Raw genomic sequence first — 14,130 nt, 5'->3', positions numbered from 1 at the left:
CCCAGGCAGTGATCACCAAGAAGTGGCTCAGGCACAGTTGAGTCACACTACTGGCCGCGACGCCGGCCAGCATCAGTTGCCGCTGGGTCCCCTCCCCCGGGTCGAACAACAGCCCCTCGCCGTCCCAGCGCAGCAAGTATCCGTTCTGGTTGCGATGACGGGTGGGCACCTGACTGGCGGTACCGAGCACGATCAACTCCCGGATCGACACAGATCGAGACTACGGCCGGTCATTGCGCTGTCGGGGCTATGAGATCCCCCCGGTCGGCGGCCAGCTTCACCCTGTCCGGGCCGGCATCGGCTGCCGGACACCGATGTGACTTTGGACCACCACCGAGGGTGACCTGCGGCTCTGCCAATGGGATGACCGGCGCGCGCATGATCACACCTGCATGACCGAAAGGAGCCGGGCGATGAAAGCTAAGGCAGGCGACTGGTTGGTGATCAAGGGCACCCATATTGATCAGGCGGATCAGCGCGGGCTGATCACCGAGGTGCATGGCGCGGACGGCGCGCCGCCCTACGTGGTGCGGTGGCTTGCCACCGGCCACGTGGCCACGGTGATTCCTGGCCCGGACGCGGTCGTCGTCACCGCCGCCGAGCAGAAAGCCACCAATCAACACGCGCGGTCGCGGTTTGCACGGACGCCGATCACGCACCACGCTTCGACCGAGTAGGTGCTGTGCTCATGGTTGTCGAACGCAACGAGGCCTGCGGTTATTGCAGGACGGGTTCTGGCCAGGCGGTGGGCCGATGGTTGCGCCGCGAGGCTGCGCCCGACCCGACCGGGCAACTGCCGGACGACCTTCGCCGGGTCTCGTGAGGAGGAACACGGTATGGCACATGCCGACGATCTGCCGCTAGCCGACTACGACCAGCTCTCGCTCGCCGACCTGCGGCACCGCATCCGCTCGCTGGATGAGGGCCAACTGCAGATGTTGTTCGACCACGAGTCTGCCCACGGCAACCGGATTCCGGTGCTCGAGGTGTTGCATGCTCGCTTGAATGAACTGCACCACGGCGCCGAACCGTCGGTGGGCGATCAAAGCAACGCCCCGGATATCGAACCAACACCTGGCGGCTCACGGGTGCAGGAGTCGACGGCCGCCGAGCCCGGCACCCCGCTGCGCCACGGGGTGCCCTCGAAGACCCCCTGGCGAGGCCGGCACTAGCTCGTTGAGGTCCCCGATCTCGTCGGCGACGTCGCGGTGCGCGCTGTCCTCCACGCCCGCGCCCCGGGGTTGGAAAGATGGGCTGTGGAGCCACGCCGAAAGTATGAGCACCCGAGCCGGTTTGAAGACCTCTTCCGCAACGGATGGGTATTCCTCGCGGACCGCGTCGGCGTAGGCTACCGCTGCGAGTCGCTGCCAAGCACCGATATATCGGCGTCGGTGAGCCCTGCCCCGTTGATATCGTCGGCCGGCGGGTTCGGCGAGGCTGGCCAGATGGCCGACTGGCCCTTCAAGCGCAACCTTCCGAGGAAACAATCCCCGGATCCCGGCGCGCACCGCGTCCTTTTCCGAGCATCCGATGTGGCTATCGCCTGCCGGTGGCAGCATGTGCGGGTGAGCACGACGACGCTTTCCTGGGATGGGGTGCCTGTCGACAAGTCCGACGACGTCGATGTCGTGATCGTAGGGTCCACTTCATCAAGACGGTCGAGGACCTGCATGAGGCGATGGTGGGGGTGAGCTCCTCGCTGCGGTGCGGACTGACCTTCTGCGAGGCCTGCGGGCCACGGTTGGTTCGCCGCACCGGCAATGATCCTGAATTGGTCGAGCTCGCGACCGGCCATGCGCTGGCCGTCGCCGCCGGGCACTGCTTCGTGATCTTCTTGATGGGTTCCCTGTGCGACGCGTTGATGCGTGCGGCCAGGGCCGCTGAGGGCTGGCGCTGAGTTCCTTTGTCCGATTACGCTCCCCGGAACAGCTTTCGAAGGACGACGTCGTCTCGCGTATTGCCGAATCGAACGTGTCGCTGATCGTGGTGGACGAAGCGCACTGCGTGTCGATGTGGGGACACGATTTCTGGCCGGACTATCTGCGGCTCGCTGATGCGTTCGACCGGCTCGGCCGCCCACCCGTGGCGGCTTTGACGGCGACGGCGTCGCCGCTGGTGCGCCGCGAGATCATCGAGCGGCTCGGGTTGCGCGATCTCGTTGTGATCGCCAGCGGCTTCGACCGGCCGAACTTGCGCCTTGAGGTCGAGCGTCACGTGTCAGACGCCGAAAAGCGGCACGCCGTGGTGTCGGCGGTCGCCGAGATGGTGGAGCCGGTCCTGGTGTACACCGCGACCCGCAAAGACGCCGAGAGCTACGCACTAGCCCGGCGGGGCAGGAGTGCCGCTGCGTACCACGGCGGCATGAGGGCGGCGCAGCGCGACGAGATTCATCGCAGGTTTCGCGACGACGAGTACGAGATGATCACCGCCACATCGGCTTTCGGCATGGGTATCGACAAGCCCAACATTCGGGCCGTCGTGCACGCCTCGGTTCCCGACTCGCTGGACAGCTACTATCAGCAGGTCGGCCGCGCCGGTCGCGACGGGGAGGCGGCGCTGGCCCTGCTGTTCTATCGACCCGAAGACTTATCGCTGGCAAGGTTTTTCATCGCGCATCACCCCGACGAAGAGCTGCTGCATCGGGTCTACTCGGCGCTGTCGGCTGACAGACCCAAGCGGCTCAAAGACCTGCGGACCGAACTCGGTGTCCGGGGCCGCCGGCTCACCACCGCAGTGAACCTCCTCGACCAGGCCGGTGCCGTCACGTCGGGCCGTAAGGGATTCGCCGCCTCCGGCGAGCCAGCGGCGACCGCGGTGGGCCGTGCGGTCGAACTCGTCGAGACCAGCGAACGCGTCGATCGCACGCGAGTGGAAATGCTGCGCGGCTACGCCGAAACGCGAGAATGTCGTCGGCAGATTCTCCTCGCGTATTTCGGCGAGGCGCTAGCCGAGCCGTGCGGCAACTGCGATCGCTGCCGCGACAACCAGATTGGCGAAGCGTCCGCCCATAAACAACGGCCGGCAATACCCGTCAACACCACCGTCGAGCACCGCGAGTGGGGACCGGGAGTTGTTATCGGCGGCACTGCCGACACCGTCACGGTGCTTTTCGAGAAATACGGCTACCGGACGCTGTCGATGGAGGTGATCCGAGGAACCGCCGTCCTGCGGCAGACGCGCGGTGAGAACGTCAGCGATGCCTAGCAACGAGTGGCCCCGATTTAGACGAGATTGGCTCACGCGGAAGAAAACCCGTATCCCCGCACCTCGCAACGCTGTTGTCCAATCGCACCACGTGGCAGCTGTGCCTGTCGCTGGACGCCGACAACGGCGACGAGCCAGGACGTGATGCCGGGGGTGATACCGCAATGATCACTCGCCTTGCCAGCGTATTTCGTCGGTTGGGAGTCCGTCGAACAATGCTTGTGCGTCGCGCTGGCCTAGTTCGATGGATGCCTCAATGAAATCCTGATCGAAGTACAGGAAGCTGAGCAGGTCGCCGCGGCGCGGGCCGTCGCCCTCGAGAAGGAGTCCCATCGCGTCGAGCTCGAGCTGGCGTAGCCTATGAAAGACGTCGCCGGAATGTGTGCGGTGATGGTGGAGGATGTCGATTGCCAAGTGTCCCAGTGTTTCTCGGTACTTTGGACCGACGAATAGGTATGGGACCTTCCTGCGCAAACGGCCGGTCGCCGTCACCTCCTTGTCTGATACCAGGGCGTTGACCTTGGCCAGCGTTCGCAGGTCCTCGACCATGCGGTCGACGAGGACGATGTCCAGCAGCTGGACGAGGATGTCGTCCGCATCAGGAGGAAGGGGGTTGGGTTTGGGCGTCATGGTTTTGTCGCGGATCGGATGCGTGGCGACGACAACCAAGCAATCCGCGTCCAGCGACAGGGCCGGTTTCAGCGGTGCGTTGAGCCGCAACCCGCCATCGAGGAACCAGCCTGCTGAGCCGGACGGTTTCTGCACCCGAACAGCCGGGAACAGGACCGGGATGGCCGAGGAGGCGAGCACGTGCTCGGGCTGCATCTGCATCCCGACGTAGTCGATCGGTCGGTCATCGTCACTGGGCGGCACCGGCACGCCGTCTTCGCGGTCGACGAAGACGACGGTGCGGTTGTCGTCGCCAGATGTGGCCACGACGGCCAGTGTGAGCTTTTTCTCGATGATGTTCTGGCGAAGTCTTCTGATGTCGATCGAGTTCTCCGCTTTGCGCCGCAATGGCGCGGTGTCAAGCAGGTGAGTGAATCGCACACCGGGCACTCGCAGGAGTTGACCCACCAAACGTGCGGCCACGCAAGGGAAGCCGAGAACCGGCGAGCGGTACACGTCGGCGACAGAGATGCTGCGCCACAAGCCCAGGACGCGACTAGCTTGTTCGGCTGGCGGGCAATGAGCGTGTGCCGCGAACAGGGTCGCGTTGATTGCGCCCGCGCTGGTGCCGATGTACACCGTCGGCTCGTAACCAGCGGCGTGCAGCCGCGGAACCAGAACCGACAGCGCGCCCGCCTCGTATCCGCCGCGCGCACCCGCGCCCGCCACGACGATCGCCACCCGCTTTCGCTCGGTGGTCATCACTGCCGAATCTTATCGTTTCGGCGTATGCCGGTGTCGCGGTTTCGTTGGCAGCTTGGGCTGGCAGTTCGCCCGGGGTCAATCGCCGAGCACACCTCGCAGACGTTCGTCGTCGACACCGACAACTCCTGAACGGGCGATAAGCGTTCAGGGAAGCTGCGCGGGCATGATTCCCAGCCCCATGTGGTGGATGTCGATAATGAGAGATGAGCGTTTTCGAGATCGCGTCCCACTCGGGGAAACGTTTGAGGATCGACTGAACAGACGAGCTTTAGAGGACATCCCGAATTGTCTCCCATGGGATGCCCCGGCGGCGTCGCCTCGATCACTGAGTGATGGCAGCGGGCGCAGTGCAAAGAAGGACCCCAGTCCCGCCGCGCCGCCGGTGCCGACCGCAATCCGCCCCCAGAAATGCCTTGAAACGCGAATAAGCAGGAGAGCCCTACCCGCGTAGTACGCATGCGGGTACGGCTCCGTTCATGCCGTACCGACGGTCAGAGTGCCCGAACGCGGCTGGCCTGCGGCCCCTTGGCGCCCTGGGTGACCTCGAACTCCACCTGCTGGTTCTCCTCGAGGCTACGGAAGCCGTGGCCATCAATCTCGGAGTAGTGCACGAAGACGTCCGGGCCGTCCGTGCGCGCGATGAAGCCGAAGCCCTTCTCGGCGTTGAACCACTTCACAGTTCCCTGTGTCATTTGTTTCTCCTTGTCAGGATTCCGGGCCGCGCTATGCGGTCCGGTGGCCGGTTGATCAGACGACTGCTTTTCGGCTTGTCCTGCAAGAAGAAAAGAGACGCCCGCACCAAGGTTCTGGGCGAGCGTGCATAGAACACGAACACTTAAAACTTCGACCTGTTACAACAACGATTTACTCACGAATTTGTTCCTAGCTACACGTCCTGCCGGTAGCGGGTAGCCATTAACGCAGGGTCGCCAGGCTGGAGGTTGCGCGATGCCGGTGACAGCGGGGCACGTTCCCGGGATGACGTCCGGCTTGCGCGTGGTCCGCATGGACCCGGGGCGTTTCCACGGCGGGCGTTGGTTCCTGTTGGCGGAGGGCTTGCTGGTGAGCGCGTTCGGCATCGCCGGGCTGGTCTCGGCGGCCCTGCATCCGCATGCCGGCCCCACCGGCGCCCCGGTTTTCGGCCTGGCAGCGACCCCGTTGTACAGCGGGATGCTGCTGGCGTTTGGCGTGGCGGCCATGGCTTGTGCCCAGAATCGCCGCGCGGCGATAACTGTCACCGCGCTGAGTGCCGTCGCGTACACCATCTTGCTGTTTATCAGCAGTGTCGCCACGGCGCGCGACAAACCGACGCCGCTTGGCTTTCACGCCGCCGAAGTTCTGCTGCACGGTGTGCTGGCCGTGGTCAATCTCGCGCTGCTGATGTGGCTGATTCCCGACGAATTGGGGGGACCCGGCCCGGGTGCCGCGCCGACGGCGCGGCCGCGGCCACGATCGGCGACAGCCCTCGGCCTTCGAGCCGGTCACGAAGCCGGCTTCTGTGTCCCTGAGCATGGTTTCCGCGACGACCCCAGAGCCACCCCCAGCAGAAGCGACGCCCGCGCAGGAGCCGGGCGCTCCTCCAAGCCCACCCCGACCGGACCAAGAAACGAAAGAGCCGTCGGCCCACAACGTCGAGAACTCAACAGAGGTGAAGGACCTCGCGACTCGGGCGAAAGACCGGTGCTGTCACGCGGGGCGGTCGTGGCCGTGGCGGTTCTGGCGGCTGTCGTCGGCATCGTCATCTGGATGCGCCGTCGCTGAGACCGCCGATCTCCACTCCACCCTCACGGCGTCCGGTTTGGCAGGAACTTTCAAGGTTCCACACAGAGGCGGCCGACTAGCATCGACGTTGGTTGGTCGTCAACACTTGCCGAGCCTCGGATGCGGAAGTTAGCAGCGTTAGCCATTGCCGTTGGGGCTTTGATACTCAGCGGGAGTGTTGCGCACGCCGACACGCAATCGCCGACACCAAGACCGCCGCCGGGCGCACCGAAGTGCCTGACATTCGGTGGCCAGCCGCCACAGCTGAACTTCCTGCCGTGCGGCTGGACGACGGATGGCAGGCGATGGACTCCTCCTCCGCCACCACCCGACCCGTGACCGCCGCTACCGGGATCACGGTTGGCCCGGAATGGGCGGTAGGCCGTCGTGGATGCTTTGCAGGTCGCCCTGGATGCCTTGCAGGTCACCTTGCACGGCTTGCAGATCAGAGAGCGTCTTCTGGAAGCCCGGCTGCATCTCGTCGGGGCTCGCATGTTCGTACTGAGGGCAGTACGAGACGACGGCACCAGCCACGAAGCTGGCGCTTTGGTTGGCGTCCCATATCGTTGAACCCTGCACGAAGCGGATGGCCTGTGCGAAATCCGGCTGCTGCGTGAGGAAGTCGCAGACTGCGTGCCCGTGGCTCGTCACGTACCCGGGGTCGGGAACTGGCACGCCATCGTGTTTCAACGCGCCGATGAAGGCCCTATCGACGATGTCGACCTGCGGGGCGCGTGCTGCCGGCGCGGCCGGGCTGGGTTGGACACTTGACGGCGGCGGGACCGCCTCCGGCTGGGCCGCCGGCTCGGGATTGCGGACCGCGGACATCACCACTACCACGGCGGCACCGGCGATCAGGGACAGCGGCAAGGCCGCGAAGAGGCCGAAGCGGCGCAGCACACCCTTGCGTCTGGGCGGCGTGACGCCGCCGGTTTTGCGTCGTGGCCGCTTGTCGGCGACGACCTCGGTCGCGGGTGCCTCCGCGGGGTGGCCCAGGCGCTCGTCGAGCAGTGCGTCAACGTCTTGGATCGACGGCTGACCGCCCTGCTCACGAATCGAGCGGCGCCCAAGAGCGACGCGCCGCAATTCTGAGTCGATCGTCTCGCGATCGCGCATACCAACCAGTCTGCTGTTGTCACGACGTTCTCACAAGCCGCAGCGAATCACCCGGCGAGCGCCCGGCGCAGGACCGCGATCGCCTCGGCCCCCTCGCGCTGTGAGATCGCCGCATCGGGGATGAGGGCCGAACCGTGGAAAGTCCCCGGGAACAAATGCAATTCGACGGTCACCCCGGCGGCAAGTAAGGCCTGGGCGTAGGCGATGCCTTCGTCCCGCAGTGGGTCGAAGTGCATCACCGAGACGTAAGCGGGCGGCAGTCCCGCCAGATCGGTCGCGCGAGCCGGTGCGGCATACACCGAAACGTCTTCGGAGCCGGCGCGGCCCGCGCCCAGGTAACAGTCCCAACTGGCCACGGCCTTCCGGCGATCCCACAGCGGGGTGTCCGTGAAGGCGGTCATGCTCGGGGTGGCGAGCCGGTCATCGAGCTCGGGGACGCCAAGGAATTGGAACGCAATGTGCGGACCGTTGCGATCCCGGGCCAGCAGCGCCAAAGCGGCACACAGCCCGCCGCCGGCGCTGATGCCATGGATGGCGATGCGCTGCGGATCCACACCGAGCTCGTCGGCGTGTTCCGCGGTCCACACCAGTCCGGCGTAGACGTCTTCAAGCGGCCCGGGAAACGGTGTCTCCGGGGCAAGCCGGTAATCGACGGCAACGACCAGGACGCCGAGCTCGCGCGCCAACCTGACATTCCCAGCGTGTTCGGTTTCCAGGTCGCCCGCGATGAACCCACCACCATGCACGCTGTAGACGGCCGCGGCTGCGCTGCGTTCGGCTGGTCGGTAGATCCGGATCGGCACCTCCGGGTCACCGGGACCGCCGGGGATCCCGCGATCCTCACATTGCACGCCGGTCAGGTCTGGGGCGGGCAATTGGGCGATCATCTCGGCGAGGGACGCCCGCATCGCCACGGGATCGGCACCGTCGATGTCGGGCAGCATCGGCACCACGGCGGCGAGGTCGGGGTCGAACGCATATGTCATCTTGGCCTCCTGCTGACCGCTGCTAACGATGATAGTATGTTGTTAATGCCCGTTAGGAACGTGACTAGCTTATGGCCCAAAACGATCTCGGAGAAGTGATCGCCGAGCACTACGGGATCACCGGCGCGGACGTGGCCGAGGCGTTGGAGAGCCTGCCCCCGATCCGGCCCCACGCGGCGGCGTTGTCCGAAGCTGACGCGGCGCTGTTCGACGAATCGGACTTCGCTGAGGACGACCGCGCGTATGCGCGTGTCACCATCGAGACGCTCGGTCGCATCGCGCGCCTGATCAGCACCGCATACTCGGGTCGGCGGGTCGCCGAGCTTCTCGGGGTCAACGAATCTCGGGTACGTCAACGCCGAGCCGACCGCACGCTGTGGGCGATCCAGGATCGCGGCCGCTGGGTCTTTCCCGCTTTGCAGTTCGAAGACGAGGCGGGGCGGCGCGGTCAGATCCGCGGGCTCGACGAGCTGTTGCAGGTGCTGCCGGCCGATCTGCACCCGGTGTCGGTTGCCGGATTCCTCACGACACCGCAACCCGACCTGAGGGTCGGAGGTGAACCGGTGTCGCCACTGGACTGGTTGCGCAGCGGCGGCGACGTTCGGCTGGTGCTCAGCGTTGCCGAGGCCGCCGACTGGGCCGGCAGGTGACGAGCGGCGAGACCCTTCCCGATCCCCCGCCGAAAGCGGAACTGCAGGCAATCGGCATCCGCGACGACGAACTGCGCGTGATCCGGCGATCGGAGAGGTGGTGGCGGGTCCACCGCACCGAATGCCAACATGTCTTGGCCTGGAACGAATTTCGGGCATACGGGCCGCTGCTGAGATTCGATCCGCATCCAGAGCCCAAGGGCGACCATCCCGGCCATGGCGTGTGGTATGGAGGCTCCGTGCCCGGTGCCGCGCTTGCCGAAGCGTTTCAAGGGCACCGCACCATCGACAGGGTCCGGGAAGCCCCGTACTTGACCTCGCTGCGCTTCACTCGCGACCTGCTCCTGCTCGACGTCGCCGTCGACGGTGCCGGAGCCTGGCCGACGCGAGCCGGCGGCACTTTTGCCATGTCGACCGCACCCCACGCGATCACCCAACGATGGGCCCGCGTCATCGTCGAAGCGTTCCCGAGGCTCGACGGACTGCGGTACAACAGCCGGTTCGCCGGCAAACCGTGCATCGTCTTGTTCCCGCCGGCCGCGACGGCAATGCCGCCACGGCCACATTCCTCGCATCCGTTGGCCCATCCTGGCCTCGCAATGCGCATCGCGCGTGTCGCCGATCGTCTCGGCTACTCGATGGTCTAACCCGGGGTCACGGAATCAGCCCGGTCAGTTCGGCCGACAGACCGCTGACGCTGGTGTGGGTCACCGCGTGGACCAGGTCGCGGGTCACCGCGAACGGGAAGTGGACCGTCGCCGCCGCAACCTGATCGACGCCGTCGTGAACGGCGTCCAGGATGGTCGTCGGGTCGTCGGTGCCCAGGGCCGCCCAACTGTTCCAGGCCGCGAATTGCGGTGCCGTGATCAGGTTGCGCGCGTCGACGAACAGCTTGGTCGGCAAGGTCGGGGGTCCCACAGGTATGCCGTCCCAACTGGTCATCGTCCAGCCACCCTGCGGACTGCCCTGCACCACGACGACGCCGGTGTTGGGCAGCGGGTGGGTGAGCATCAGTAAGGGATCGGGGTTGTTGACGTTCATCAGCGTCCCGACCTCGATCGCGAATTCGCTGGAGAACGCGACGTCGGTAACCTGGCCGTTCCCCGTGGACACGACCGGGTTTCCCATGGCCGTGCCGTACATCGTTTGCAGCCCGTTGGTGAAGCCCTGGTCGAAGACGATCCCGTTGAGGTGGGCGGAGCCCGGGGCCATCATCGGCACGATGGGGAAACCCAGCGTCCACGCGACCGGGGCCACCAGATAGAGGAGGCCCTGGGGGCTGATGTCCGATGCGCCGTCGAAGACACCGGCGTTGATCTCGTTGAGCCCGGGCAATATCGGCACGTTGTTCATGCTTATCCCATACAGGCCCGCCAGGGGCGCGGCGGTTTCCTGCACCCTGGTCAGCTGCGACATGAAGATCCCGGCGAACGGCCCCTGACCGTAGAGCGCACTGCCGGTGCTGTTCGCCTGCTGGGCGCCCAGCGAAGTGAGCCCTGTGCCGGGCACGCCCGTGTCGATCAGGTTGGCCGCGTTGGCAATTGACTGCCCGTGCCGCACGAAGTCGATGACGATCGACTGCTGGTTGCCGCCGGTGCCGCCGCTGGCCGCGTCGATGATCGGCGCCAGCGCCTGGCCGAGCGGGCTGTTGTCAAACGCTTGGCCGATCTGACGGATCGGACCGGCGAGGGGCGCAGCGGTGGCCGCGCCCAGCGGCCCCTGCATCGAGGTCGCGATGCTCGCCTCCGTGGCCGCATACGACGACGACGCCGCGCTCAGGGTGCGCACGAACTGCTCGTAGTACGTCGCCGCCCGCGCCGCCGCCGCCTGATACCCCTGGGCGTGCGCGCCGAACAGCGCCGCAATGGCCGCCGACACCTCGTCGGCGCCCGCCGCCGCCAGCTCGGTCGTCGGAAGGGCCGCCGCCAGATTGCCTGCGCTTACCGCCGAACCGATCTGCGAAAAGTCCGCAGCGGCCGTCTCCAAGACGTCCGTCGCCACGACCACAAATGACATCGCCCACCCCCCGCCGCTCATGCGTACTGGCCATGATGAAGCCCGGCGCCAGAAAAGATACGCGTATCGACAGAAATGAGAACGAGCATCGCGGTTTGCACTTCCGCCCCCGCCTGCGACGGGTACAGCTCCCGGTCACTTCTTCCACGGCTGCGGGTTGTGCACGATGTTGTTGTAATACGTCGCAATGTCGTCGTCGAGCCGCGTCACGGTGTCGTTGCCGAGCGTTCGGCTGAGCGCGCTCGAGAGATCACCGTCGTAGCTTTCGATGGGATTGGCGTCCCGCCACGCCTCGGGCATCTCGGCGTAGGTGGCGATTCGCATCGGGCCCTGGGGTTGCTGCGGATCGACCGGTCGGTAGAACTCCGGGCCCAACCCGTTCAGGGGCTGCCTAGAAGCCAGGAATCCGTCGAACACGAGCCGCGGCGGCGTGGTGTGCGGCATGTCCGGGATCGACGGCGTGGTCGGCTGGGGACCCGCGATGTCGTGCTCCATGGCCGCTCCGATGAGATCCGTTCCGCCGCCGACGATTCCGGCTCCCGGGACCGGAAGGGCGCCCACGCCGAAGCTGCCGCCCTTCGTGAGAACCTCATAGGCCGATTCCTTCAGGTTGTACGCGGCCATCGCGTCGGAGTTCGATGCGTTCAGCGTGCCGACCTCGACGAGACCTTTCAACCGGGCCGCGTACTTGAGACCTTCGTCGTGGTTGATCAAGTCGGGAACATGAGTGCCCGCAGCTTGAGCGAACCGGCTGTCGGCTTGGATGATGTTGCGGTCGGCGGCGCCGTTGAAATAATCCGAGGCCGTCTTGTCGGTGCTCAACACCGAGAAAATGCCCTTCACCACCGGCCAGGAATCGTTCTCCTGGTTCTCGGCGGAGTCGGGGGTGCCGAAGAATTGCGACAAGTCATCGTGTTCGCCCGCGATGTTAGGTATGTACGGCGCAAGCCCGTGCGCAAAGGACTGCACGAGTTCAGGATTCGCCCCGCCCAATGTCGTGGTGCCGAACCCGTCCGGCAACTTGAGCAGATCACCGCCGTGGCGGCCCAGATAGGTTGCGTAGGAGCGTGCGGCCCTGCCCGCGATCTCCGTTTCTGCTCCGCTCGGATTCTCCGTCCAGCTGAACAGCGAGCCGACCGCCTTACCCCCGTCGTCCCATCGATTGTGGGTGACGTCGGACAAGAACTGATCGTGACCGCCGGCGGCGATCAGGTCGGTCGCGCGCAGGTGATCTCGCCCGGCTGCCCGGAACACGTCGTCAAGGACGCTGCGCTGGGCACCCTGCAGGAGGCTCTGGTCGACGAGCTGTCCGTGCGGAAGCTCCTCATGCAGTTCGCGCGCGCCCCCAGTCGAGCATCGCCTTGTCGAGTTCCGTGCGGTGCTGCAGCGCCGGGTTTCCCTCACCGACGATCTTCGCGATCGACTGCATATCGCCGGCGGACCAGCGCGACGACCCATTGCCGGTGAGCGTGTCCTGCACGCTCTGCGGCAGCTGAGAAAACCCGCCTTTCAGCGTGTCCGACCCCTGCTTGGCCCCCACCTTCAACGGAGTCTTGGGTAAGGTCAGGCCGGGGTTGCTCATCAGCTGCCAGGAGTCGCCGACCATGTTCTTCTCGACTCCGAGGCGTTGTCCGGCGGTGTCGAGCTGGGGAACCGTCATCCCATGTTCCTGAGCCTGCAGCTGACTCAAAACCGCTGCCTGCTCGGCGTTTAACGGCTCCTTGCCGGAAAGCTCGGGGGTGAGGGTGCCCAACACCCCGTTGACTCGGGAGGCCGCCCCCTTATCGCCCCCAAGCGCATCGTGTACGTCTCGTTCGGCCGCGTCCGGTGTCTCGGCCTCGTGGCCGTCGGCATCCCATACCCTGGAGGGGTCGTATCCATCCGAGGCCAGGTTCGACTGCCCGCTCTGCAGAATCTGCGAATAGACGTCGCGGATCGAATGCAGCTTGCCCGCCGCCCTTTTGGTGACGTCGACCGCCCCGTTCCCGCAAGAATCAATAAATTCATCAAGCGCCTGCCGATCCTCGTCGGTTTTCACATGTCGTTTCATATCCACGGCTTGGGCGATTAGATCGTCGAGCTCGTGCAACGAAGTTTCCAGAGCCGAAATCGTTGCCTTGCCGCCTTTTTGGGCCTCGGCCAGTGCCGCGGCGACCTCTTCGAGATGAGCCCCGATCTTGGGCAGCTGCTCGGACTGCGCCCCCAGCGCCTGCGCGGTGCGCTGCACCTCGGCGGAGTCGTTGATCGGATTGTTGCCGTTTTCGTGGGTCCAGGCCGCGTCGAAGCGGCGACGCGCTTGCTCGAAAGTCGCGTCGGCCTCGGTGGTGGATCTGCCCGCGCCATGAAAAGCGCCGGCCAGAGCGGAGATCTGTGCCGGACGACCGACTTGCAAGCTTTGATTGATCGCCCAGGGATCACCGGCCGCGGCGATCAGCCCGGGGATGCTTATGTATTGGAGCTGCATGCCACGCATGCCCGCGGTCCCCGCGACATCGCCGCCCCTTCCGAACTCGAGATAAGACTACTTCCGCAGAGTTGCCGGTCAATTCATCCTGCGGTACACGAAAAGCGCAGCGATTCAGCGTTTGTCCTTCTTGCGCGCGAGGAACGCCCGCATGTGCTGTTGCGGCTCTCCGGTCAGGAACGCCAGGCCGAACTGGTCGATGCTGGCCTCAATCGCGCCATGAACGGTCATGTCGAACCAGCTGTTGAGTAGGCGCTTCTGTTGCCGGACCGCTTGCGGGCCGAATCCCGTGAGCTTCGCCGTGAGATCGGCAATGCGGGCGTCCAGGCCGTCGGCAGCAACGACCTCATGGACCAAGCCCCAGGCGGTGGCCGTGTCGGCGTCGATCGTTTCCCCGGTGAGCAACAGCCACGCCGCATGCGAGGCCCCGATCAGCGCCGGCATCAACGCCGAATGGATCACCGACGGGATGCCGACCGCCACTTCGGGCATCCCGAATTTGGCGCCCGACTCGGCGATCCGTAGATCGCAGGACATCGCGACCTCCAGGCCGCCGCCC

14 protein-coding genes and 2 pseudogenes are annotated in these 14,130 nt (G+C 65.7%); 7 read left to right on the top strand and 9 right to left on the bottom strand.

The window, feature by feature from the left end; all coding sequences use genetic code 11:
* Nucleotides 1-211 (bottom strand): annotated as a pseudogene (locus VMD50_RS20685) (MBL fold metallo-hydrolase); the annotation flags it as partial.
* A 202-nt stretch (nt 212-413) separates the two neighbouring features.
* Between VMD50_RS20685 and VMD50_RS20680 the strand changes: the two are divergent.
* From VMD50_RS20680 to VMD50_RS20665, 4 genes and pseudogenes are all read left to right on the top strand, one after another.
* Complete coding sequence (locus tag VMD50_RS20680; protein ID WP_325430222.1) at nt 414-677, top strand: DUF1918 domain-containing protein; 264 nt, start codon at nt 414-416, stop codon at nt 675-677.
* Between the two features lie 159 nt (nt 678-836).
* Nucleotides 837-1,172 (top strand): DUF8129 domain-containing protein, encoded by a 336-nt coding sequence (locus VMD50_RS20675; protein WP_325430221.1) that lies wholly within the window; start codon nt 837-839, stop codon nt 1,170-1,172.
* A 393-nt stretch (nt 1,173-1,565) separates the two neighbouring features.
* A pseudogene (locus VMD50_RS20670) lies at nt 1,566-1,837 on the top strand (adenosine-specific kinase); the annotation flags it as partial.
* Nucleotides 1,838-1,887: 50 nt separating this feature from the next.
* Complete coding sequence (locus VMD50_RS20665) at nt 1,888-3,204, top strand: RecQ family ATP-dependent DNA helicase (RefSeq protein WP_325430224.1); 1,317 nt, start codon at nt 1,888-1,890, stop codon at nt 3,202-3,204.
* Nucleotides 3,205-3,372: 168 nt separating this feature from the next.
* On the opposite strand, the gene VMD50_RS20660 is transcribed toward VMD50_RS20665, so the two are convergent.
* Together VMD50_RS20660 and VMD50_RS20655 are read right to left on the bottom strand one after the other, a co-directional pair.
* A complete protein-coding gene (locus tag VMD50_RS20660) occupies nt 3,373-4,575 on the bottom strand; it encodes a patatin-like phospholipase family protein (RefSeq protein ID WP_325430219.1) in 1,203 nt (400 codons plus the stop codon).
* 494 nt (nt 4,576-5,069) lie between these two features.
* Nucleotides 5,070-5,270, bottom strand: a complete 201-nt coding sequence (locus tag VMD50_RS20655) for a cold-shock protein (RefSeq protein ID WP_325430217.1) — start codon at nt 5,268-5,270, stop codon at nt 5,070-5,072.
* 256 nt (nt 5,271-5,526) lie between these two features.
* On the opposite strand from VMD50_RS20655, the gene VMD50_RS20650 reads away from it, so the two are divergent.
* Nucleotides 5,527-6,339: a DUF4383 domain-containing protein gene (locus VMD50_RS20650; protein ID WP_325430215.1), complete on the top strand. Its 813-nt coding sequence runs from the start codon at nt 5,527-5,529 to the stop codon at nt 6,337-6,339.
* 354 nt (nt 6,340-6,693) lie between these two features.
* On the opposite strand, the gene VMD50_RS20645 is transcribed toward VMD50_RS20650, so the two are convergent.
* The gene (locus tag VMD50_RS20645) at nt 6,694-7,455 is read right to left on the bottom strand and encodes a DUF732 domain-containing protein (RefSeq protein WP_325430213.1); all 762 of its coding nucleotides are present in this window, start codon (nt 7,453-7,455) and stop codon (nt 6,694-6,696) included.
* 47 nt (nt 7,456-7,502) lie between these two features.
* Nucleotides 7,503-8,441 (bottom strand): alpha/beta hydrolase, encoded by a 939-nt coding sequence (locus tag VMD50_RS20640; protein ID WP_325430211.1) that lies wholly within the window; start codon nt 8,439-8,441, stop codon nt 7,503-7,505.
* A 71-nt stretch (nt 8,442-8,512) separates the two neighbouring features.
* On the opposite strand from VMD50_RS20640, the gene VMD50_RS20635 reads away from it, so the two are divergent.
* Both VMD50_RS20635 and VMD50_RS20630 read left to right on the top strand, forming a co-directional pair.
* Nucleotides 8,513-9,091, top strand: a complete 579-nt coding sequence (locus VMD50_RS20635; RefSeq protein ID WP_325430209.1) for a DNA-binding protein — start codon at nt 8,513-8,515, stop codon at nt 9,089-9,091.
* On the top strand, nt 9,076-9,738 hold the full coding sequence (locus tag VMD50_RS20630; RefSeq protein WP_414686132.1) for an RES family NAD+ phosphorylase: 663 nt from the start codon (nt 9,076-9,078) through the stop codon (nt 9,736-9,738). Before VMD50_RS20635 ends, VMD50_RS20630 begins: the two co-directional genes overlap by 16 nt.
* 7 nt (nt 9,739-9,745) lie before the next feature.
* On the opposite strand, the gene VMD50_RS20625 is transcribed toward VMD50_RS20630, so the two are convergent.
* From VMD50_RS20625 to VMD50_RS20610, 4 genes are all read right to left on the bottom strand, one after another.
* Complete coding sequence (locus VMD50_RS20625; RefSeq protein ID WP_325430205.1) at nt 9,746-11,107, bottom strand: PE domain-containing protein; 1,362 nt, start codon at nt 11,105-11,107, stop codon at nt 9,746-9,748.
* Nucleotides 11,108-11,242: 135 nt separating this feature from the next.
* A complete protein-coding gene (locus VMD50_RS20620) occupies nt 11,243-12,511 on the bottom strand; it encodes a TPR repeat domain-containing protein (protein WP_325430203.1) in 1,269 nt (422 codons plus the stop codon).
* Nucleotides 12,432-13,580: a putative alpha/beta hydrolase gene (locus tag VMD50_RS20615; protein WP_325430202.1), complete on the bottom strand. Its 1,149-nt coding sequence runs from the start codon at nt 13,578-13,580 to the stop codon at nt 12,432-12,434. Before VMD50_RS20615 ends, VMD50_RS20620 begins: the two co-directional genes overlap by 80 nt.
* 105 nt (nt 13,581-13,685) lie before the next feature.
* The coding region (locus tag VMD50_RS20610) for an enoyl-CoA hydratase-related protein (protein ID WP_325430200.1) at nt 13,686-14,130 on the bottom strand (445 nt) is incomplete at its 5' end.

Origin of the sequence: Mycobacterium sp., from assembly GCF_035506235.1 — a bacterium.
Lineage (GTDB): Bacteria > Actinomycetota > Actinomycetes > Mycobacteriales > Mycobacteriaceae > Mycobacterium.
This window is presented reverse-complemented; position numbering and strand designations above follow the sequence as displayed.